Annotated in this window: 24 protein-coding genes and 2 riboswitches; of the genes, 6 read left to right on the forward strand and 18 right to left on the reverse strand. The window is 45.8% G+C overall.

Features of this window, described 5'->3' with window-relative positions:
• Positions 1-122: 122 nt before the first annotated feature.
• Both MHB50_RS16710 and splB read left to right on the forward strand, forming a co-directional pair.
• Positions 123-365, forward strand: a complete 243-nt coding sequence (locus tag MHB50_RS16710; RefSeq protein ID WP_340084248.1) for a transcriptional regulator SplA domain-containing protein — start codon at positions 123-125, stop codon at positions 363-365.
• 32 nt (positions 366-397) lie between these two features.
• Positions 398-1,426 (forward strand): spore photoproduct lyase, encoded by a 1,029-nt coding sequence (splB, locus tag MHB50_RS16715; protein ID WP_077111441.1) that lies wholly within the window; start codon positions 398-400, stop codon positions 1,424-1,426.
• Here the strand turns inward: splB and MHB50_RS16720 are convergent.
• The 18 genes from MHB50_RS16720 to thiC form a co-directional block, all read right to left on the reverse strand.
• Complete coding sequence (locus MHB50_RS16720) at positions 1,419-2,132, reverse strand: ATP-binding protein (RefSeq protein ID WP_340084249.1); 714 nt, start codon at positions 2,130-2,132, stop codon at positions 1,419-1,421. The two genes, splB and MHB50_RS16720, sit on opposite strands and share 8 nt — an antisense overlap.
• Entirely contained in the window at positions 2,129-2,617 is a 489-nt protein-coding gene (locus tag MHB50_RS16725; protein ID WP_340084250.1) for an ECF transporter S component, read from the reverse strand. Before MHB50_RS16725 ends, MHB50_RS16720 begins: the two co-directional genes overlap by 4 nt.
• Entirely contained in the window at positions 2,607-3,200 is a 594-nt protein-coding gene (locus MHB50_RS16730) for a cob(I)yrinic acid a,c-diamide adenosyltransferase (protein WP_077111444.1), read from the reverse strand. The genes MHB50_RS16725 and MHB50_RS16730 overlap by 11 nt, the downstream gene beginning before the upstream one ends.
• Before the next feature lie 388 nt (positions 3,201-3,588).
• Positions 3,589-4,008, reverse strand: a complete 420-nt coding sequence (locus MHB50_RS16735; RefSeq protein WP_077111445.1) for a bifunctional adenosylcobinamide kinase/adenosylcobinamide-phosphate guanylyltransferase — start codon at positions 4,006-4,008, stop codon at positions 3,589-3,591.
• Entirely contained in the window at positions 3,960-4,586 is a 627-nt protein-coding gene (locus tag MHB50_RS16740) for a histidine phosphatase family protein (protein WP_077111446.1), read from the reverse strand. Before MHB50_RS16740 ends, MHB50_RS16735 begins: the two co-directional genes overlap by 49 nt.
• Positions 4,544-5,311 (reverse strand): adenosylcobinamide-GDP ribazoletransferase, encoded by a 768-nt coding sequence (gene cobS, locus MHB50_RS16745; protein ID WP_077111507.1) that lies wholly within the window; start codon positions 5,309-5,311, stop codon positions 4,544-4,546. The genes MHB50_RS16740 and cobS overlap by 43 nt, the downstream gene beginning before the upstream one ends.
• The gene (locus MHB50_RS16750; protein WP_077111447.1) at positions 5,308-6,054 is read right to left on the reverse strand and encodes a cobyric acid synthase; all 747 of its coding nucleotides are present in this window, start codon (positions 6,052-6,054) and stop codon (positions 5,308-5,310) included. The genes cobS and MHB50_RS16750 overlap by 4 nt, the downstream gene beginning before the upstream one ends.
• The gene (locus MHB50_RS16755) at positions 6,051-6,602 is read right to left on the reverse strand and encodes a bifunctional adenosylcobinamide kinase/adenosylcobinamide-phosphate guanylyltransferase (protein ID WP_077111448.1); all 552 of its coding nucleotides are present in this window, start codon (positions 6,600-6,602) and stop codon (positions 6,051-6,053) included. Before MHB50_RS16755 ends, MHB50_RS16750 begins: the two co-directional genes overlap by 4 nt.
• Entirely contained in the window at positions 6,587-7,663 is a 1,077-nt protein-coding gene (gene cobD / locus MHB50_RS16760; RefSeq protein ID WP_077111449.1) for a threonine-phosphate decarboxylase CobD, read from the reverse strand. Before cobD ends, MHB50_RS16755 begins: the two co-directional genes overlap by 16 nt.
• Complete coding sequence (gene cbiB, locus MHB50_RS16765; protein WP_340084251.1) at positions 7,638-8,600, reverse strand: adenosylcobinamide-phosphate synthase CbiB; 963 nt, start codon at positions 8,598-8,600, stop codon at positions 7,638-7,640. Before cbiB ends, cobD begins: the two co-directional genes overlap by 26 nt.
• Positions 8,597-10,069: an adenosylcobinamide amidohydrolase gene (locus MHB50_RS16770; RefSeq protein WP_077111451.1), complete on the reverse strand. Its 1,473-nt coding sequence runs from the start codon at positions 10,067-10,069 to the stop codon at positions 8,597-8,599. The genes cbiB and MHB50_RS16770 overlap by 4 nt, the downstream gene beginning before the upstream one ends.
• A 104-nt stretch (positions 10,070-10,173) precedes the next feature.
• Entirely contained in the window at positions 10,174-11,142 is a 969-nt protein-coding gene (locus MHB50_RS16775) for an ABC transporter substrate-binding protein (RefSeq protein WP_077111452.1), read from the reverse strand.
• Between the two features lie 131 nt (positions 11,143-11,273).
• A riboswitch (cobalamin riboswitch) is annotated at positions 11,274-11,456 on the reverse strand.
• 35 nt (positions 11,457-11,491) lie between these two features.
• The gene (locus tag MHB50_RS16780; protein ID WP_077111453.1) at positions 11,492-12,121 is read right to left on the reverse strand and encodes a histidine phosphatase family protein; all 630 of its coding nucleotides are present in this window, start codon (positions 12,119-12,121) and stop codon (positions 11,492-11,494) included.
• A gap of 65 nt (positions 12,122-12,186) precedes the next feature.
• Positions 12,187-12,657, reverse strand: a complete 471-nt coding sequence (locus MHB50_RS16785) for a GNAT family N-acetyltransferase (RefSeq protein ID WP_340084252.1) — start codon at positions 12,655-12,657, stop codon at positions 12,187-12,189.
• A 206-nt stretch (positions 12,658-12,863) separates the two neighbouring features.
• Entirely contained in the window at positions 12,864-13,199 is a 336-nt protein-coding gene (locus MHB50_RS16790) for a L,D-transpeptidase (protein ID WP_077111455.1), read from the reverse strand.
• Positions 13,183-13,410: a hypothetical protein gene (locus MHB50_RS16795; RefSeq protein ID WP_339164836.1), complete on the reverse strand. Its 228-nt coding sequence runs from the start codon at positions 13,408-13,410 to the stop codon at positions 13,183-13,185. The genes MHB50_RS16790 and MHB50_RS16795 overlap by 17 nt, the downstream gene beginning before the upstream one ends.
• Positions 13,411-13,695: 285 nt before the next feature.
• On the reverse strand, positions 13,696-13,911 hold the full coding sequence (locus MHB50_RS16800; RefSeq protein WP_340084253.1) for a serine protease: 216 nt from the start codon (positions 13,909-13,911) through the stop codon (positions 13,696-13,698).
• Positions 13,912-13,932: 21 nt separating this feature from the next.
• Positions 13,933-15,717 carry a phosphomethylpyrimidine synthase ThiC gene (gene thiC / locus MHB50_RS16805; RefSeq protein ID WP_340084254.1) on the reverse strand — a complete coding sequence of 595 codons (1,785 nt, stop codon included), beginning with the start codon at positions 15,715-15,717 and terminating at the stop codon, positions 13,933-13,935.
• Between the two features lie 125 nt (positions 15,718-15,842).
• A riboswitch (TPP riboswitch) is annotated at positions 15,843-15,958 on the reverse strand.
• 380 nt (positions 15,959-16,338) lie between these two features.
• Here thiC and MHB50_RS16810 point away from each other — a divergent pair.
• From MHB50_RS16810 to MHB50_RS16825, 4 genes are read left to right on the forward strand one after another with little or no spacing between them, the layout of a single operon-like run.
• Positions 16,339-16,926, forward strand: coding sequence for a TetR/AcrR family transcriptional regulator (locus MHB50_RS16810; protein ID WP_339164841.1), 588 nt, complete (start codon positions 16,339-16,341; stop codon positions 16,924-16,926).
• The gene (locus tag MHB50_RS16815) at positions 16,916-18,184 is read left to right on the forward strand and encodes a cytosine permease (RefSeq protein ID WP_340084255.1); all 1,269 of its coding nucleotides are present in this window, start codon (positions 16,916-16,918) and stop codon (positions 18,182-18,184) included. Before MHB50_RS16810 ends, MHB50_RS16815 begins: the two co-directional genes overlap by 11 nt.
• The gene (locus MHB50_RS16820; RefSeq protein ID WP_340084256.1) at positions 18,185-19,279 is read left to right on the forward strand and encodes a DUF917 domain-containing protein; all 1,095 of its coding nucleotides are present in this window, start codon (positions 18,185-18,187) and stop codon (positions 19,277-19,279) included.
• The gene (locus MHB50_RS16825) at positions 19,276-20,826 is read left to right on the forward strand and encodes a hydantoinase/oxoprolinase family protein (RefSeq protein ID WP_340084257.1); all 1,551 of its coding nucleotides are present in this window, start codon (positions 19,276-19,278) and stop codon (positions 20,824-20,826) included. Before MHB50_RS16820 ends, MHB50_RS16825 begins: the two co-directional genes overlap by 4 nt.
• Positions 20,827-20,911: the final 85 nt, after the last annotated feature.

Raw genomic sequence — 20,911 nt, forward strand, 5'->3', positions numbered from 1 at the left:
CTAAAAGTGCGCTAGGTCTTTTATCATGGTTTCATTTTATCATTAAAGAAGCGAAAAAAGTAGCTATTCTGTATGGAACAGTCCATCCAAGCCATAATAACGTAAAAAGGAGAGAATCTTTCATGAATATATTTGAACCTACGTATTCTCCCGGAGACATTGTTTATGTCCTGTACCGCAACCCCCATACGCAAAACGTTGCCATGATTCAAGAGGCGGCCATTGTCAGCGATCCCGATCACCCGGGCCAACTTGCCGTTTTCCTGTACGAAACGTACTATCCGATCACGGAGGATATGGCAATTTACCGTACGGAGGAAGAGGCTGAAAAAGCTTATAACTACTACTTTGGCTCAGTTGAATAATTTTTCATACAAACCTAAAGGAGGGATAGCAAATGGTGAAGCCATTTATGCCGCAACTTGTATACTTCGAACCAAAAGCAATGGAATATCCACTTGGGGAACAACTGTTTCAAAAATTTACCGACTTGGGAACAGAAATCCGGTATACGACCTCACACAACCAAATCCGTAATTTGCCGGGAGAGAATGATTTTCAAAGGTACCGGATTGCCAAATCAACACTCGTTGTCGGGTTGAGAAAGACGCTAAAATTTGACACATCCAAACCATCTGCCGAATATGCCATTCCATTTGCAACGGGTTGCATGGGCCACTGTCATTATTGTTATTTACAAACGACGATGGGCAGCAAACCTTATATTCGAACGTATGTCAATGTCGATGAAATTTTACAGGCGGCACAACAGTATATTGATGAACGAACCCCTGAAATTACAAGGTTTGAAGCATCCTGCACATCAGATATCGTCGGGATTGACCATTTGACGCATACGTTAAAAAGAGCAATCGAATATTTCGGGCAATCGGATTTTGGCAGGCTTCGGTTCGTGACAAAATTTAACACCGTTGACCATTTGCTTGATGCCAAACATAACGGGCGGACCCGTTTTCGCTTTAGCATGAACGCGGAATACGTGATCAAATATTTTGAACCGGGGACATCCCGGTTACACGAGCGGATTGAAGCCGCCGCAAAGGTCGCCCACGCCGGGTATCCCCTTGGCTTCATCATTGCGCCGATTTATTTGCACGAAGGTTGGCAGGAAGGTTACAGGCAGCTTTTCGAACAACTGAGTGCCGAACTGCCTGATGAGGCGAAAAATGGAGTGACGTTCGAATTGATCCAGCATCGCTTTACAAAACCGGCCAAGAGAGTAATTCAAAAAAATTACCCGATGACCAAACTCGAACTGGATGAAGAAAGACGCCGTTATAAATGGGGTAAATACGGCATTGGCAAATATATTTATCCGAAAGAAGAAGAGACAGAAATGAAAGAAACATTGTTCAAGTATATCGAAACATATTTCCCGGAAGGAAAAATTGAATACTTTACGTAATCACTTGTACCGGGTGAAAGAGTCGCCCGGCGCGCATCCGAATGTTGTCTTCTGCCGCAGCGTCATATACGACAATAAAACAAGTCGATGGACCCGCTGTTTTTTCCATGTTCAATGGAGAGGAAAACTGTAAAGATTGGGCCGCAAAAAGCTCCCTCAATTCATATAAAATGCCTTTGGAACCGACGGGAACGATGGAAAGCACCTTTTTTTGACGTGAAAACCATTGAAAAAGACGTAGCGGCGCCACATCTCCGTTACATTCAATGACCTCATTCCCGACTAGCGGTTTCCCTATGACGGCCACTTTCATCTGTTCCGTCAAACACAAGGGAGCTTCCTTCCGTTTCTCTCTTTTACCCAGGACAGAAATGCCAACAGCTGACTGACTTAAGGAAAAATTTGTTTCCGTACTTCCGGTTATAGAAAGCTCCTCCAAACCCAATTCTCGAATCCCTTTTGTAATCCCCTCCTTAAGAGAAAACCAGGCACGATCTCCGCAAAAGTTGTAAAGAACAACAGAAAACGGGACAGCTCCTGCCGACACGCACTCCATAAAAGCGACGCGAAAACTGTAATAGGACACAATCTCATAGGGAACAGCCACTTGATCGTCCGGCTTCATTCCGATCGCCCCGCTGTTGTCACAAGCCACAACAAGTTCCAGCCTGTCATTAAACGGAATGATAGCAACATCTCTCTTCATCTTGCTGATCCCCAAATCCTTTTTTGGAAAATGCCTTCAAACCTTGGAATAATGAGAAGCGCCGCAATAGTGTTGCATGCCGCACCAAGGAGCAAAGAAGGAACAATGGCTACGTAAAATGCTGTGTTGAAAAGAAAAATCATAGGCAAAGGAGCGATCAGGCTGTTGCTTAGGATAAAAAGGATGGCCGCCGTTTTCCTTTTGCCGCTCCGGTATACCCATGAAAACATCCAGACGACCACTGCCATTTCTAGAGCAATGATAAAATGCGCCGGTCCCAACGGCATCCCGGCAATTAATGCAGATAACAGGTGGCCGAAACCCGCCACAAAACCGCCCGCCCTTCCGCCAAGCAATGCGGCCGCAAGGAGTGCCGGGAAGGAATCCAAAGCAATGCTTCCAACAAAGGAAGGAATTTTAATCGAAGCCCCGATGACTGACAGAGCCAGAAACAACGCGAGCAAGCTGATCTTTTTAACGCTCATCCTTCTTCCCCTTGCGCTTTCCGTCACGGAATACGTTCGCGCTTCTGACATACTCGACATCTGGCACATTCAACCGGAAATTAATAACCCGGGCCAGCGCGAAAAAATAATCGGAAAGCCTGTTCAAATATTGCAAAGTGACCAGAGAAAGAGACTCGTCTTGCTTCATTAACTTCACAACAAGCCGTTCCGCCCTTCTCGTCACAGTTCGAGCGATATGAATGGATGCGGCAGGCTTCGTGCCCCCCGGTAAAATAAACCGCTCCAATTTTGGTGCTTCTTCAACAAGCTTGTCGATCCTCTCTTCTAAGTATGTGATCGCCTCTTCCGTTAACTTCAAAGGCCGTTTTTTCGAAACACTGGCCAAATCCCCGCCACAATCAAACAGTTCATGCTGAATTTTTTCCAGATCATCCAGAACATCCGCAAATTGGTTACGATCAAGCTCCGCCATTGCCTGCCCGACAAAACCATTCAACTCATCGACCGTTCCATACGCCTCCACCCGAATATCGTCTTTATCAACCCGGCCGCCAATAATGCTCGTTTTTCCTTTGTCACCCGTTCTCGTATAAATTTTCAACACTTTCCCCTCCCCAAAATGGTTAATCGTCTATGCGACATTTCCGACCAGAATGATTCTGGATGCGAGCCAACATGAACATACTCGCTAACTTCCACAAATACTTGCCGCTTTACGCAAACACTCGCTAATTTCCATAAACACTTACCACTTTACAGAATTACTCGCTAATTTCCACAAATACTTACCGCTTTACGCAAATACTTGATAATTTCCACAAATACTTACCGCTTTACGCAAATACTTGATAATTTCCACAAATACTTACCGCTTTACGCAAACACTCGCCGCTGATCACGACATGCTCTCCACCCTCCTGAACTCGCGATTACGAGCCGCTTATCATCAAAATACTAGCAATCTCTTATACGGACTACGATCAAGATGCTTATTTCAAGCGCTTTGCCACACCGTACCAGATCCAATCAAACCGGTCACAGCATTTGACCGCATCTTGGTAAAACCAGCCCGTCAAATCACGCCACTCTCTTACTTCTCTTTCCATCGGCACAATTCCTTTAGAAATATCCGTTCCTATTAAAACAATTGTTCGCTCACCGCTTCTTTCCCAATCAAGCCAGGCTTCGATCCATGTTCTTCCCGTATCCCGGGTAAAGGCGGAGCCCATTTGCAAAATCCATTGCTCAACACCTTCCAACACGACGATGCGGCTTTCAGGGAGATCATTCGGAAGGGCATCCTCCCGATAAGCGGAAAACCAATTGAATGAACTTTCTTTATGAAGTTTGTAAAACGACCTCACCCACTCGGCCTTTCCATTAAAGGCACCTCCTGTAACGAAATGCATATGTCACCCCTCCTAAATCCTTCCTTTGTCCAAACGAGTTCGTATCCAGAAGCCAACGGGACATGCCATTCAAAAAAAGCTTTGCTTTCCGGCGCCACCTTCGATAACAAAAAGCGAATCACTCCTCCGTGAGTGATGACGGCAGCGCTGTTAACTTGAACTGCTTCGATGTGCGCTTTTATGAAATCCCAGCCTGTTTGCACTCGTGCCGCAAACTGGTCAAACGATTCTCCACTGTCAGGCCCCTTAGAAAAAGGGGCATCAAGCCACGCTTGGTAAGTTTTCAATTGCCGCAAGTCCTCATAAGTTTTTCCTTCCCAATCACCAAAGTGCATCTCCTTTAATTCGGTGAGCGCCATCACAGTTTGCCTAGGAAATAAGATACCGGCTGTTTCCAAACAGCGAGCAGCGCTACTTGAAAAAATAACACCGGGCGATATCACATGACTGGAAAGCGCCCGCACCATTTCCCGGCCTTTTTTATTCAGGGGAGAATCTGTCCAGCCAATGTAGGCAGACCGCTCATTCTCATCCGTCATCCCATGGCGTAATAATGTAATAACCAAACGATCATCCATAATCCGGCTTCCGTCCCCTCAGTAGCGGCCCCGACGATATCACCTGTGATCCCGCCAAATGCTGTTTTGGCCACTTTTTTCCACATAACGAACAACAAAATCGCAGCAATGATCATCAAGAGAGCTTCTGTATTCCATAAAAAAACGAGAAGATAAATAGGATATACCCATCCTGTTTGCCGTCTGCATGCTTGTTGAAAAAAATGGGCCAGCCCGTCGTTTTTCGCAGCCGGTACAAATAAAAGCATCAGCCCGGCAACCATTTTACCTAAAGCAGGAATCAGCATGATCCATAAATATGTAACATCTTCAGCCTTTTGAACAATCTCATAAATAAAAAGGAATTTCGCTGCTAGTAGCACGATGATACTGATGACGCCAAACGCTCCCACTCGCGGATCAACCATGATTTCCAGACGTTTTACCCGGTCCCGATAGGAAAAATAGGCATCGCTGCTGTCGATCCAGCCATCCAGGTGAATCCCGCCGGTAACCACAATCATCAGAAACCAGATCATAAATGACACGGCAAGATCGGAAAACGGCGACCATTCCAATAACATGTATAAGCATCCGGAATAGACCAAACCTTGAAGCATGCCCAAGAACGGCAAAAATCGAACAGCACGCTCAACGTACACCGAAGTCATCGGTATTTCTTTGCGAATCGGAATCGTGCTAAAAAACTGAAGAGCGATAAGGAAACCGAACCAATAGCTTCTCATCGTTTTTTCCACCGAACCATGATCTCTTTTATCCGCGGCCAATCAAGATGCTCTTTGACGTTTTCTGCCAAATCTCCCATAGACCCGTTATTCATAAAGGGGACGACCCCTACAACTGGAACGCCGGTTTTTTCCTCAATCCAGCGCACACCGTCTTGGAACAGCAAAACATCGCCGCGAAACTTATTAATAATAATGCCTTTTATCCGTCTGCTTTCTTCAGGAGCGAGCAGTTCGAGTGTTCCCACAATGCTTGCAAACACCCCGCCGCGGTCAATATCGGCCACGAGCAGGGCTGGAGCCTCCGCGATCTTTGCCACTCTCATATTGACAAGCTCTTTTTCTCTTAAATTGACTTCAACAGGACTTCCAGCGCCTTCCAGCACGATGGCATCGTAACGCTTTGCCAATTCGTTTAATGATTCTTTAATCGCAGCCAATCCCATTTCATATGAAAACGAATCCGTCTTTTTCCCGCATAAAATCACCTCTGTCCGGCCATCCACAGGCTTTAATAAAATCGGGTTCATGAAAGCGGATGGTTCGATTCCTGCCGCTTTCGCCTGAATCGCTTGCGACAGACCGATTTCATCGCCCTCTTTTGTTAAAAACGTGTTGTTTGTCATATTCTGGGATTTAAATGGGGCGACCTTCCATCCTTCGTTTTTCAACAATCGGCAAAGCGCTGAAGTGATGAAACTTTTTCCGGCATCTGAAGCTGTCCCCAATATCATCACTCTCATGATTTTATCCCCTTCATCAAAACAGGAATTCCCGCTTCCACCAAATATGCTGCCGATGCTCTTTTCACAAGCTCCCGGTGCAGATTCCCAAGCAAATGCCCATACGTCAGCGTGAGCCGATCATTATTCAGCGGAGCGTTGAGCACTTCATTCGAAACAACGACCAATGCCCGACAATGTTTTTTCAAGTCATCTATGGGACGCAAAATCGCTTCCAGCACCCGGTCTTGTTTTCCATCCAATCGTAACTCGTTCGCCAACAAAATCGTTAAACAATCCAGCAACACAATATCCTCCGGACCAAAATGAGCAACGATGGCCCCCAAACGATCGTGACATTCCCACGTTCTCCATGGAAAGCCTCCTTTTTTTCTTTGCTCCTTATGCCGGCGGATCCGCAGCCGCATTTCCTCATCCGACGGTTTGCTCGTGGCGATATAATGAAGTTTGCCCCCTTCGTTTAGTGCCAACCGAGCCGCTGTCTGCTCCGCGAACGTGCTTTTCCCGCTTCTTGCGCCTCCTGTAATAAAAGTCAATGCTGTTTCCATTTCCCTAAAGCCTCCAAAAGAACATCATTTTCCTTTGCCTGTCTCACTCCAAACCGGAGCCAGCGGCCGTCAAGACCAGGATAATTCATCGTGTGTCTCGGCACAATTCCTTTTGCAAGTAAAAAGGTCAAAAGCGGGAGTTGGTCAGCAAGCAACGGGTCTTTCAACAAATAAAAATTCACTTGGCTGGCGGACAAGATGTAACCCATTGACCGCAAAGCTTCATGAATACGAAGCCGTTCCTTTGCGACCCACCGGCGCGTTTTCCGAGCATATCCTTCTTCTTGCAAGCAACACTCACCGGCCAATAATGCGAGCGAATTGACCGCCCAATATGGCTGAAAACTCCTTAGTCTTGCCACTACTTCTGGGGAAGCCAGCAAAAACCCAAGTCTTAGACCCGCGATAGCATACATTTTTGTTAACGAACGGACAACAATGAGTCGGGAATATTCCTTTACACAAAATGCGAGCGTACGCCTTTCCTCAAGAAAATCTTCAAATGCTTCATCCACAATGAAAAAGCAGTCATGCTCTTGACAAGCCGCCAATATTTCCAACAAAACAGATTGTGGATAAGCCGTCCCCGTCGGATTATTCGGATGACATAAAAACAACGCATCGGCCTCTTTGATTTGTTCCAGTAAAAGATCAGTATCTTGCGTCCAGCCACTTTCTTCACTCAGTTGAAAAAAAGAAACGATGCAGCCATTCGCCCGGCATATTTTTTCATATTCCGTAAACGTTGGCTGAACGATGATAATCTTTTGTTTCGCCAACAGTTGCCCCAATAATGTGAAAAGCTCCGCTCCGCCGTTCCCCAAAAGAACCGCGTCATTCGACAGCCGCTCCTTTGCGGCAATCAATTCAACAAGCCTTTCACCTTTCGGATCAGGATAATCGACGATATGATCCAGCCAGCTCCCCCAATGTTCCTTTATGGCAGGGGGTGGTCCAAATGGATTGAGATTCACACTAAAATCAAGCACATGCCCGGGTTTTAATACATCCAGTGATTCGTATAGATACTTTGGATTAGATCCATGTAAAGGCCAGTTCACATGCGACTCCCCCTATCATCATCAGCAGCAGGAACACCAGGGAAGTCCTTTTCATGATCGTAACCGTCTGCATAATATGGTCGATGTTCAAGTTTTCCAGACCCTCCCCCATTTCCATCCGGTATGATTTTTTTCCCTGATACACATTCACTCCGCCCAAGCGAATACCGAGCAGAGCAGCGACAGTCGCTTCTCCCCAGCCACTGTTTGGACTCGGGTGTTTTTTGGCATCCCGGAGTAATACGGACCATGCGTGGCGATACGTTGTTTTTACCGGCTTCATGACACACATCATCATGATAGCCGTAAGCCTCGCCGGAATCCAATTGAACAGATCGTCCAATTTGGCGGAAGCCCAACCATATTCCCGATAACGCTCGTTTTGATAGCCGACCATGGAATCACATGTATTGACCGCCCGATAAACGAGGGCAAGCGGCGCTCCCCCGATAAGCCCCCAAAAAAGCGGCGCCGTAATTCCATCACTCGTATTTTCAGCAACCGTCTCGACCGTCCCCCTGACGATTTCTGCCTCCGGAAGCCCCAGTGTATCGCGGCCTACAATATAAGACAGTTTTTTCCTGGCTTCCGGGAGGTCTCCGTCCCGTAAAGGCTCGTATACTTCACGAGCGGCTTCACCCAAGCTTTTTTGAGCAATCGTTGTTGATATGATGACTGCTTCAACGAGGATTCCCGCAACAGGATGGATGTGATAACAAAGCGAGACAAGAAAAAATCCCGTAATATAGACCATGCCGATAACAGCCAAGACCATGGCTGTTCCTTTTAACTTCCGATGCGATCCCCGATTCCAGCGGCGGTCTAAGAAAGAAATCATTTTCCCTATCCATTTAACAGGATGAGGCCAATCGGGCGGGTCCCCAATGGCCAAATCAAGCAAAAACGCGAGGGCAAGGGCTGTTACATGGGCGTTCAACGAAGGCCGTTCCTTTGTAAATGATTATGCAACGCTTCTTTTGTACATAGAAAGACACCTTTGCCGACCAGCCGGCCAAGTAGCGTGATCGAACCGCCAAAAGGAAGAAACGGCCCTTCCTGCGTTGCCGCAATTAATATACTATCTGTCGATGTTCCAGTCGCAAGGGTGCCTGTCGAAGAATCGACGACTTGACATTCATGCAGCGCTTTTACCTTTGCTTCGGTTGCCGTCATAATGCTTTGTATAAAAGCTTCCTCCGTTAACTTACCGTTTACGAATACCCATGTGTTAATGGTTCCGGGGGACACGAGAACCCGGTGTCTTTCACCCAATGATGCATCGACGGCATTCCCGGCACCCGCGGTCACGACAACAAGCACAGACAAACCAGCTTCTTCAAACACCTGGTGGGAAACATCGTGCAGATTCACCGCCGTCATCATCCCGACTGTTTCATTCGGGTCATATCCATGATCTTTTAAATAAAGGATCATCTCTTCCTTAAAGTTGTCGCATTGATAGTTTTTGTCCACATGCCGGTTGACAAAAGAGCGGTGCCAGCCCACGCCTGATCCGGTAACACCCGATGACATCGTCCGCAGCGGGACCGGTGATTCAAATGTAATGGTCTCATTCGATACTTTCAGCATGCTTTCTTTCAGCAATAATGGATTCTGCCCACTTGGCCATTGATGCGGAACGAGCATCATTTGTGGTTTCGGCACTTTTGGGTGCGGATATTTTTCAATGTCCGCTTTATAAATACACTGAATTCTTTCTTCTTTTAACACCTCAGCAGGCGCATCGCATATTTGCTTTTTTCCTTCATGCAAAAGCAGCAAGCGGTCACAGTACAGACCAGCCAAGTTCAAATCGTGAAACACGGAAACGACTGTGAGATTCTCTTCTTTTGTCCACTTTTTCAATAGATCGAGCAGTTCTTTTTGGTAGGCCAAATCCAAGTGATTCGTCGGCTCATCTAAAAGAAGAATTTTCGGCTTTTGTGCCAACGCCTGTGCCAAAAAGACGCGCTGTCTTTCCCCGCCCGAGAGCTCTTCCAACGGACTTTCGGCATATTGGAGAATGCCTGTCTGCTCCATCACTTCGTGAATGATCTTTTCATCTGCCTCATCAAAAGAATGAAACAAGCTTTTTTGATGGGCATACCTCCCTAAAGAAACGGTTTCTTTCACTGTGTAATTAAAAGCCAAAGATGACATTTGCGGGAGGACAGCCGTTAACCGGGCAAATTCTTTCGAGGAAAAAGATGAGATGGGACGGCCGGCCAGCCTCATTTCACCCGACTGAAGCGGCATCGTGTTGCTCATCATCTTTAAAAGCGTTGTTTTTCCGCTCCCGTTTGGACCGATGATGCCGAAAAACTCCCCTTTTTGTACTTGAAAAGATATATCTTGAACGACAGGCTTACGCCAATAGCCACCCGAAGCTTGAATAACTTCAATCATGGGAATCTCTTCTTTCATGCTTAATATGGTAATGAATCGTGCCTCGTAAGGATGTTTCCTTCTAAAAAATGGCGTTCGGCGAGAATCCCCGCCCTATCCGCCAATTATTGAAATGCATCGGGATACACTGCTTTTGCCAGTTCTTCAACCCCTTCCGCCAGACGGGGACCGGGACGATTGATGAGATCGGAGTGCACATCAAAAACCTGTTTTTCCTTAATGGCCGTAATATCAGTCCAGCCTTCACGCTTTAACACTTGTTCCACCGGATTATCCACATAGTTGCTATATGTAGTAATGATGACATCCGGATTCATCTTGATAACAGCTTCATCATTTACCTTCTGCCAGCCGTCAATTTCTTTAGAGGCGTTTTCTGCATGAATAATCGTGAGGAGTGTATCCATAAACGTATTGTTACCTGCTGTATAGATTTCCGGTTCGGGAGATATTTCCATAAAAACCTTTTTCTTGTCTTCTTCTTTTATCCCCTTAACCTTAGCTTCAACATCGGCGATTTTTTTCCGCATATCCTCTATGACCTTTTCCGCTTCATCCACTGTATTTGTCGCTTTTCCGATTAACTCAATCGACTTATACACATCATCCAAACTTTCCGAGCTGTTGACAACAAGCACCGGAATGTCTGCCGCTTTTAATTGCTCTACAGCTTTTTGATCATTGGAAGGGTCAACCAGCACAAGCTGGGGGTCCAAGGAGAGGATTTTTTCTATGTTCAACTCAAGGCCGCCGATTTTTTCCTTCTGGGCCGCTTCTTCTGGATAATTGTCATGGTCGGATACGCCGACAATTTTATCACCCAATCCAAGGGCAAACGCAATTTCAGTGTTGCTTGGGAGGGCGGATACAATTCTTTCGGGTTCCTTTTCAATCGTTATCTCTTCCCCGTTACCGTCCGTTAATGTGACTGGAAAAGCCGCCTGTTCCGATTGTTTCGTTTGTTGTTCGGATGGTTGATCTGTTTTTCCACTTTTTTCAGCAGCCTGATTACAACCGGTCAACAGGCTGAACAGCATGAAAATGGATAGTAATAAAATGTGGAATTTTTTCAATGTTTCTCCCCCTGTAAATTGATTTTTTTCTCAATAAAAAAACATCTCTTCGCAAGAGATGTGTGCAGTTTGGAACAGCCATCCAATATTAGATGGCGATTCCACCAGTACACCTCCCTATCCTCGTAGGTTCATGGCGTGAAGAATCAGGCAGGTCTCCTGGCTTATGGTCATCGTGATCGCTGTTCCTTCCCATGCAATGAAACACAGTGGATACTCAGCTCACTCCCATTCACAGTGGCGGGACCGCGTTGGATTTTCACCAACTTCCCTATTAAGTCTTTTCATAAGACACCCCATTCTTTCCATATGAAATTGTCAACTTGACTTTAGTATACATGATCGTCTCTTATTGTACAGTTGGATTTTTCAATGAAAGATGGCTCAAATCCCCTTCCGAGAGAATTTCAATTTGGCTGCCGGCTCTTTTTAAAGCCGTTACACTCGTTCCTTCGATATAAGGAGTTTTCCAAAGCTGGTCCATGTCAAGCTGGCGGAAAATAAGCTGCACCATTTTCACGACAACACCATGGGTAATGATACAAACATGGCCAGATTCATAGGTGGATAGCAATTCCTTGACTAACGCCTCGACTCTATCTTTTACTTCGTAAAAGTTTTCCCCAGACGTATGAACATATTTACTTGGCTGATGCCAGTAATGATGATATTGCTCAGGGTAAAGCTCCTTAATTTCTTCCATTGTCTTTCCTTCCAGATCTCCAAGATCCATCTCTATCAGTCGCCCATCAACGGTATAAGAAGAAAAGCTTTCTCCATGAATCAACTCCAGCGTCCTCACGGCACGCTTGCTCGGACTCGTGTAAACCGCTTGCCAATCTATCTCTTTGAACTTTTCTCCAAGCAGTCGCGCATCTTCCACTCCTTTTTCAGTTAAACCGGAATCCCTCCGGCCTTGAACTTTTCCCGCAACATTCCATTCTGTCTGCGCATGTCTTATAAAATATAAATACAGCATAAGTACCCTCTTTCTATACGGTGATTCGTTTTCATTTTTCGTATCATACTGAAATGTAATGATAGTTATAGCGCCTTAACAAACAACACTCTATCTTGTTCCACACCATCATAATCACTATGTACATCAATGCCATCCACCTGTTTATCTCCTTTTTCAATGACAAAACCCATTTTCGTATGGTAAGCGATAGAGCTTTGATTCACTGGAGATGTGACACAGCGAACTGTTTTAACCGCTTTTTTCTTTACATGATCAAAGAAGGTTTGATAAAGTTTGCGCCCGATACCGTGTTGGCGGTAATGGGGATGTATGCCAACAAAATGGATATAGGCCTCTTTCTTGCGTGATTGCGATAAAAATCCAATCAGAAACCCGATTATTTCCCCCTTTTCTTCAATGATATAACTAGTGTCTTGAAAATGATCAAAGAATAGTTTGGGCAGCATATCCGTCATCGTACGACCATTCCACCACTCATTTAACACAGAAATAATGATCTTGTAATCTGAAGATTTCACGTTTCTTATATTCATTATCCTGCTCCTCTTTTTTAGGTATAAAAACAGCCCTATCCAAAGGGACAAAGCTTCGCAACTTTTTTGAAACAGACAATTTTATTGTAAATGACTCCAATACCGCATCTTACTTTTAAAACGGCATTTCGAGTAGTCTCTTTTTAAGAATAGCCCACTCCTTGCAAAAAGAAAATATCCTGTAGCAAAAAAAAAGAATCCGGCCCCTACCTATGAATCACGACCCGCGTCCCAATCGGAATTCGGCGGGCAAGATCCAGCACATCACGATTATGCATTCTAATACAGCCATGTGAAACGTTTTTGCCAATGGAAGAAGGGTTATTTGTCCCATGAATTCCGTAGTGGGGCTTTGATAACCCGATCCACATAACACCAAACGGACCTCCGGGATTCCGCTGTTTGTTGATGACCGCAAAGTTTCCGTATGGTGTTGGCGTTAACATCTTGCCGACAGCAATCGGGTACGTCTTTATCAACTTGTTTCCGTCAAAAAGCTTGAGCTGGTGTTTCGTCGTTGAAACATCAATCCATTTCGCCACGATAAATCCCTCCAACATCTTTTGGGAATATCGTATGTAGAACATCAATAAAAAGCCCCTTCACGAGAGCTTTCTTTCTCTCCATCTCCCACCGCAGCTCTACCCGGACGCGGATGGACTTCCGGAAAATAGGCGAGGGGACCGTCTTCGATATCGCCGTTCCCGATTTAGCGGGATCAACTCCCGCTTCGCCAGCTTTGGCGATCATCATTTGTTTGGCCAGCGGCCCGGTTCATCTAAAGGAAACACCCTTTGACTTACCGACGGAAGGCTTAGCCACAGCTTGATTGTTGAACAGAATAACCTCTGATACGCCTTTTACCAAAATAACCGATAAGGACGGGATAGCACTTGGCAATCCCACCATGGATGTAAGCACCCTATTTCCCGGGCGATCCTTAAGCAGGCATATTTTCGGAAGCGGGGTCGCAAATCGCTTTTTTAGAAAAAAACTCCCCTTAAGGAAAACAGATTTTTATTTTTTATCTGTCTACCTTTAGGGGAGCATATCAGTTTCCTTTCGGGGGCTTTTAGTAGTGAACCAGTAATAATATAATACATTCACCTTATTGCATTTGCTGCAGGTTTCATAATATGCATCGCCAATAAAATGATGGTCGCAGGCTTGTTGGATTTCATTTATCCGTACCTGCAATACCTCTATTTTCCTTTCCAACTGCTTAATTTCCTCTCTTATTTTTTGTACATTCATACGGAAAACCTCCAGAGAAAATTATTGGTATATACTGCTTCCGGCTTTTTGGAATTCAGCCGCTTTTTCCTGCATTCCTTTTTCAAATGCTTCCTGCGTGTTTAAGTTGTTTTTTTCCGCATATTTACGAATGTCATGAGAAATTCTCATGCTGCAAAATTTGGGTCCGCACATGGAGCAGAAATGCGCTGTTTTGGCCGCATCAGCCGGAAGAGTCTCGTCATGATATTCCATTGCCCGTTCCGGATCCAATGATAAGTTGAATTGGTCTTCCCAGCGAAATTCGAATCGGGCTTTGGAAAGTGCGTCATCTCTCATCTGCGCACCCGGATGGCCTTTCGCCAAATCTGCCGCATGTGCGGCGATTTTATAAGTGATGACCCCTTCCCGAACATCATCTTTATTCGGAAGTCCCAAATGTTCTTTTGGGGTGACATAGCAAAGCATGGAGGTTCCATACCAGCCAATCATTGCAGCGCCAATAGCGGAGGTAATGTGATCATACCCAGGAGCAATATCGGTTGTCAGTGGTCCTAGCGTGTAAAAGGGAGCTTCTTGGCAGGCTTCCATTTGCCTGTCCATATTTTCTTTAATAAGATGCATCGGCACATGCCCCGGCCCTTCCACCATCACTTGGACATCATGCTTCCAGGCTATTTTCGTCAGTTCACCAAGCGTCTCCAACTCCGCAAACTGCGCTTGATCATTTGCATCCGCAATCGACCCCGGACGCAAGCCATCCCCTAACGAAAAGGCGATATCATAAGTCTTCATGATGTCACATATTTCTTCAAAATGAGTATAAAGAAAGTTTTCTTTATGGTGATACAGACACCATTGGGCCATAATAGACCCGCCCCGGGAGACGATTCCTGTAACACGATTGGCTGTCAAAGGAACATATCGCAACAGAACGCCGGCATGAATGGTAAAATAATCGACCCCCTGCTCCGCCTGCTCCAACAAAGTATCGCGATATACTTCCCATGTAAGATCCTCCGCAACTCCATTTACCTTTTCCAAGGCCTGGTAAATGGGAACTGTCCCAATCGGAACCGGAGAGTTTCTAATAATCCATTCACGGGTTGTATGAATATTTTTCCCTGTTGATAGATCCATGATTGTATCAGCGCCCCAGCGTGTTGCCCAAGTCATTTTCTCGACTTCTTCCTCGATGGAGGACGTTACCGCGGAATTCCCAATATTCGCATTGATTTTCACATGAAAGTTTCTCCCAATAATCATGGGCTCAGCCTCTGGGTGATTAATGTTTGCAGGAATGATCGCCCTGCCGCTTGCCACTTCATCCCGGACAAATTCTGGTTTCATATTCTCTCGAATTGCAATAAATTCCATTTCAGGTGTAACAATCCCTTTTTTGGCGTAATGCAACTGGGTAACGTTTGCACCTTTTTTGGCGCGGAGTGGTTTACGCTTTAACCCGGGAAAAATATGACGATCGGCACGGGGGTCATGATTGGATTTAAAGCCATTGTCTTCCGGTTTCATTTCCCGGCCTTCATATTCTTCTACATCCCCTCGTTCTTGAATCCACTTGCTTCTAAGCGGAAGCAAGCCTTTGGCAATGTCTACGCTAACATCAGGATCCGTATATGGACCGCTTGTATCATATACTCGAACAGGAGAATTCGCTTCCACTTTGGCCTCCGTCTTCGTCTCACTCAACATAATTTCCCGCATGGGAACCCTGATATCAGGCCTTGACCCCTCTACATACACTTTTTTGCTTCCTGGAAATTGAAACATGACTGTACCATTTTTTTCATTTGTGAATGACATGGACATAAAAAAATCTCTCCTCTACAAAATAATTGAAAGGACGAGATCTGAATACACAGCTTGGAGGCAGATACATTAAAAAGCCGGGTCCACAAAGAAAGACTGGACCCGGCTTGCATATACTGTATCCCAAAACTGCCGACTAACTTCCCTACGCTGGCATTAACCAGATCAGGTCCAAAGGGTCAAGAAACTTCATCGTGTTTCTCCTCTCAGCCCAACTCATTGGGCACCCCCAGTTATTGCTATTAGATTTACTTAATATTATACAAATTTTGAATAAAAAAACAAGAGCTATGACAAAAATGAACCTTTTGTCATGATGAGCCCTCAATCTATCTCCCTTCAGATGATACGTAAAATAGAGATTTCAATAAGATTTTCCATTCAATAAAACCTTCAATCCAATAAGATCCAATCAATAAAACCTTCAAGGAAAAAATGCTGGAGTTCGGATGATAGTTAGAAACAAGAAGTTTGTGGGGCATAAAGAAAAGCCGTTCGCGATTGCCTAAAACTGCCTGTCTAAGAAACAAGCACTTATCCGGCATCCTCTATTATCCTATTGATTTTCGCCAAAAGCTCCATTATCATTAACCTAACACTTGTTAGGTGGTGTGGAATTTTTTGACAAAAGACAAGATTTTGCAAGCTGCCATTCGCGAATATTCCAAATTCAATTACCACGGTGCCACGATGCGGAATATTGCCAAAGAAGTCGGCATAAAACCAGCATCGATTTATTTTTTTTACAAAAATAAAGAAGCGCTGTTTTTGGCGGCTTTTCAAAAGCTATTAAAAGATCATTTCATAGAAATGCAGTCAATTCTTCAAAAAGTGCATGATCGGCCGATTTTTGACATTTTTGAAGCGCTGATCAAAGGAGCGGTCGCCTATCACCAAGAGAATAACGAGGAAACGAATGCCTACATTTCTCTTGTCACCGCACCGCCGCCGGAAATCCATGAGTATCTTCAGGAGCATATCCAACAGTTTGACGACTGGTTGATTAACTCTTTATTGACACTGATTACACGGGACATCCCGTCTATAACTGAATATCAGGCGACAAGGCTCATCAAACAATTTGTCGTAATCATGGATGGGGTTTTTTGGGAAATAAATCTGTACGATCAAAAACAACTGCAACATCAAATAGAAGAAGCTCTTTACATCATGAGGATTTTGCTGGGAGGATATGAAAATGAAAAATGATTACGCCAGAGAAGCCGTTCCGATGAGCGAGAGGAAAGCATGGTTTTCCATCAGCCTCGTTTGGATCGCGGTTGGCATCGACTTATCCGCGATGCTGTTCGGGGCGGAACTCGGAAAAGGCATGGCCTTTCAAGACGCTTTGTGGGCGGTCTTGATCGGTTCTGCCATTTTAGGCATCTTAGCCGCTTTTTGCGCCTACGTCGGAGCGGTAACCGGATTATCCACATCAATGATTTCCAGATTTACATTCGGCATTTCGGGAGCAAAGCTTGTGTCCTTATTTATGGCGATTTCCTTACTGGGCTGGTTCGGTGTCCAAGCCGGATTCTTTGCCGAGAATGCGTATGCCGCCATTGAAGGTGCGCTCGGATTAAAAGCTCCTGTCCCGTTGTTAGCTGCAATTGGCGGAATATTAATGATGACAACCGCAGTAATCGGCTATAAAGCGATTGAAAAATTAAGCTCATGGTCCGTTCCACTGCTGCTCATCCTTGTCTTGGCGGCAGTGGGGCTGGCCATTCGGCAATTTGGCGCGAGCGAACTGAACGCCCCCGTAGAAAACACATTTACGTTTGGGATGGCCATCTCGCTCGTCATCAGTATTTTTGTTGTCGGGGCGACGATTTCACCGGACATTTCAAGATGGGCTCGAACAAAAAAAGATGCCGTCCTGGCATCCTTTTTCGGATTTTTCTTCGGAAACAGTTTTATGATCATTATCGCAATGATTTTGTCTCGCATTATGGATGAAAGCAGCTTAACAACGATAATGATTACAGTCGGCCTCGGTATTCCGGGCATTTTAGTACTGATTTTGGCCCAATGGACAACGAATACGAGCAACGCCTATTCATCTGGATTGAGCCTATCGGTTATTTTTACCAAAACGAGCAAAGTGACACTCACCCTGATCGCCGGAGTTGTCGGCACACTACTTGCCGTCCTAGGTATTTATGATCACTTTATCGACTTTTTAACGATTATGACGATGTTTATCACCCCCATCGGCGGTGTTTATACAGCATCCTATTATATCGGGGGCATGCGGTTGTTCCGGGAAGAAAACGATAAACGCTTTAAGCTGTTGCCGCTTTTGGCCTGGGCGCTCGGAACTTTGATCAGCTGGCTGACAATGGAAGGCCCGATTGGATTGGCGCTGTTTACTTTAACAACCATTCCTTCTTTGGACAGCTTTTTGACCGCATTTATCTTCCAGTTGATTTTCATTCTGATTTTTTATAAAAAGGAGCGTTTTTAAATGAAATGGTTAACGGAAGAAGATATTGAATGTATTGCCGTCGGCGCAACCGTGCTCGGAACAGGCGGCGGCGGTGACCCCTATATCGGAAAAATGATGGCTTTATCCGCCATACAACAATACGGTCCCGTTGAAGTGATCACTGTTGATGAACTGAAGGATGATCAATGGATACTGCCGGCTTCCGGAATGGGCTCGCCAAGCGTTCTTGTCGAAAAAATTCCATCCTTCGAGCAACTGGCCGCTCCATTAAAAGCTTTTGAAAAAGCAAGCGGCAAAAAGACCGACGTCGTCATGCCGATTGAAATAGGCGGCGTCAATTCCCTCATCCCTGTGGCGGTGGCCGCCATGAACAATATTCCCATCCTGGATGGAGATGCGATGGGCCGCGCTTTTCCCGAAGCGCAAATGGTGACATTCCATTTAGACGGTCTCAAACCTGAACTCGTCACATTGGGGGATGAACAAGGAAACGTTGTGACGATCGAACCGGCCGACGGCTATTGGAGTGAAAAAATCTCCCGTAACGTCACCATCTCCATGGGCGGCTCTTCGATTGTCTGCGACTATGGAATAACCGGAAAACAGGCGAAAGAAAGCGTCATTCCCGGAACTTTGACGCTTGCCAAAAATGTGGGTGGCCTTTTACGGGGAAAAAGAGAGTCGGCGGAGCATCCCATCTCACAAATCACCCGGCTTTTGAATGGCCACATTCTGTTTAAAGGAAAAGCCGCCCTCATTAAAAGAAAGATTGAAGGCGGATTTACAAGAGGCGAAGCCCATTTTGAAGGACTCGACAACTTTCAAGACAAGTCCGCGACATTATTTTTCCAAAACGAGCACCTGCTGGCAGAGGTGAACGGCAAGCCGGTTGCCATGACGCCGGACTTGATCGCCGTCCTTGATGAAGAAACCGGAATGCCTATCACAACCGAGGGGCTCAAATATGGCGCGCGCGTTGTCATCACCGCCTTCCCCGCGCACGAAAAGTGGCGGACTGACATGGGAATCGAAACGGCTGGACCAAGATATTTCAAATATCCATATGACTATATTCCGCTCGAAACATTAGTAAAGGAGCGATTGGACAAATGATCAGATTGGGAATTGATGTAGGAGGAACGAACACGGACGGCGTCCTGTTGGATAATGACAATCAAGTGCTTGGCAGCACAAAATCCCCTACAACAAAAGATGTATTTACGGGAATCCAAAAAACGATCAAAAAGCTGTTGGCAGAAACGAACGTGAATGTAAAAAAAATACAAATCGCCACGCTTGGAACGACTCATTGCACAAACGCGATTGTGGAACGAAAATCACTGAACAAAGTCGGTATTGTCCGTCTTTGTTTGCCAAGCGGGACAACCGTCCCGCCCCTGCTGGATTGGCCACCAGATTTAGTGGAAAAAGTACAGGCGGAAACCGTCTTGATCCATGGGGGATATGAATATAACGGCTCCCCTATCTCAAAATTGGATGCGGAAGAGCTAAAAGTCGCGGCGGACCGCTTCCGGGGCAAAGTCGATTCGATCGCGATTTCCGGCGTCTTCTCTCCTGTACTAAGTGATCAAGAAAAAGAGGCCGCGGCTTTTTTTGAAAAAGAACTGCCCGGAATCCCCATTTCGTTATCAAGCGAAATTGGCTCGATCGGATTAATTGAACGCGAAAATGCGACCGTTTTAAACGCCGCTTTGATGACTGTCATCAGCCGCGTGTCCACAGATTTCGAACGAGCTTTAAAAGACGAAGGAATTGATGCCCATATTTATCTGGGACAAAATGATGGCACATTGATGACAAACAGCTACGCACAAAAATATCCAATCTACACGATCGCTTGCGGCCCGACCAACTCCATCCGCGGAGCGGCCCATTTATCAAAAGAAGATGATGCAATCGTAGTAGATATCGGCGGTACCACGACAGATATTGGTGTGCTCGCAAACAGCTTTCCCCGCCAAACTTCACTAGCGGTAGAAGTGGGCGGAGTCCGGACTAATTATCGCATGCCAGACATATACTCTATCGGCTTTGGCGGCGGTACACGGGTGTATTTGAAGGAAGGCTCGTGGAAAATCGGACCGGAAAGCGTTGGATATCAATTGCCGGAAAAAGCAATCGTCTTCGGCGGTGATGAACTAACAGCAACAGATGTGGCAATTGGCACCGGCCAAATGGAAATCGAGGGAACAGATGCATCAAGAGTTGATGATGTTCCCTGCGAATTGATTTATAAAGACTTCGTTCGCATGGTCGAAGATGCCATCGACCGGATGAAAACGAGCGCAGAAGACCTCCCGGTCGTTTTGGTAGGCGGCGGAGCAGCACTTATGCCTAAAACACTCAAAGGAGCAAGCCGTGTCATCCGCCCGGCCCACGCCAGTGTCGCTAACGCCATCGGCGCTGCCCTTGGCGATATTAGCGGGACCGTAGAAAGAATCTACTCACTCGAAAATCAAGACTATAAAACGGTCATTGAAGAAGCAAGGAAGGAAGCCATCCTGGAAGCCATTCAAGCCGGGGCTGATCCCGCCAAGGTGGACATCATCCAACTCGAAGATTTCCCGCTTGCCTACCTCCCAGGCAACGCCATAATGGTCAGAGTAAAAGCCGCGGGTCCCTTAAAGATTACATTGTGAATATGAACAACGCCGGTCCGTGAGTGGGCCGGCTTTTTTTTGGTTGGAATTAGGGTGTGCTTAACGGAAGTGATGGAGATACACA

Origin of the sequence: Siminovitchia sp. FSL H7-0308, from assembly GCF_037980985.1 — a bacterium.
Lineage (GTDB): Bacteria > Bacillota > Bacilli > Bacillales > Bacillaceae_C > Siminovitchia > Siminovitchia thermophila.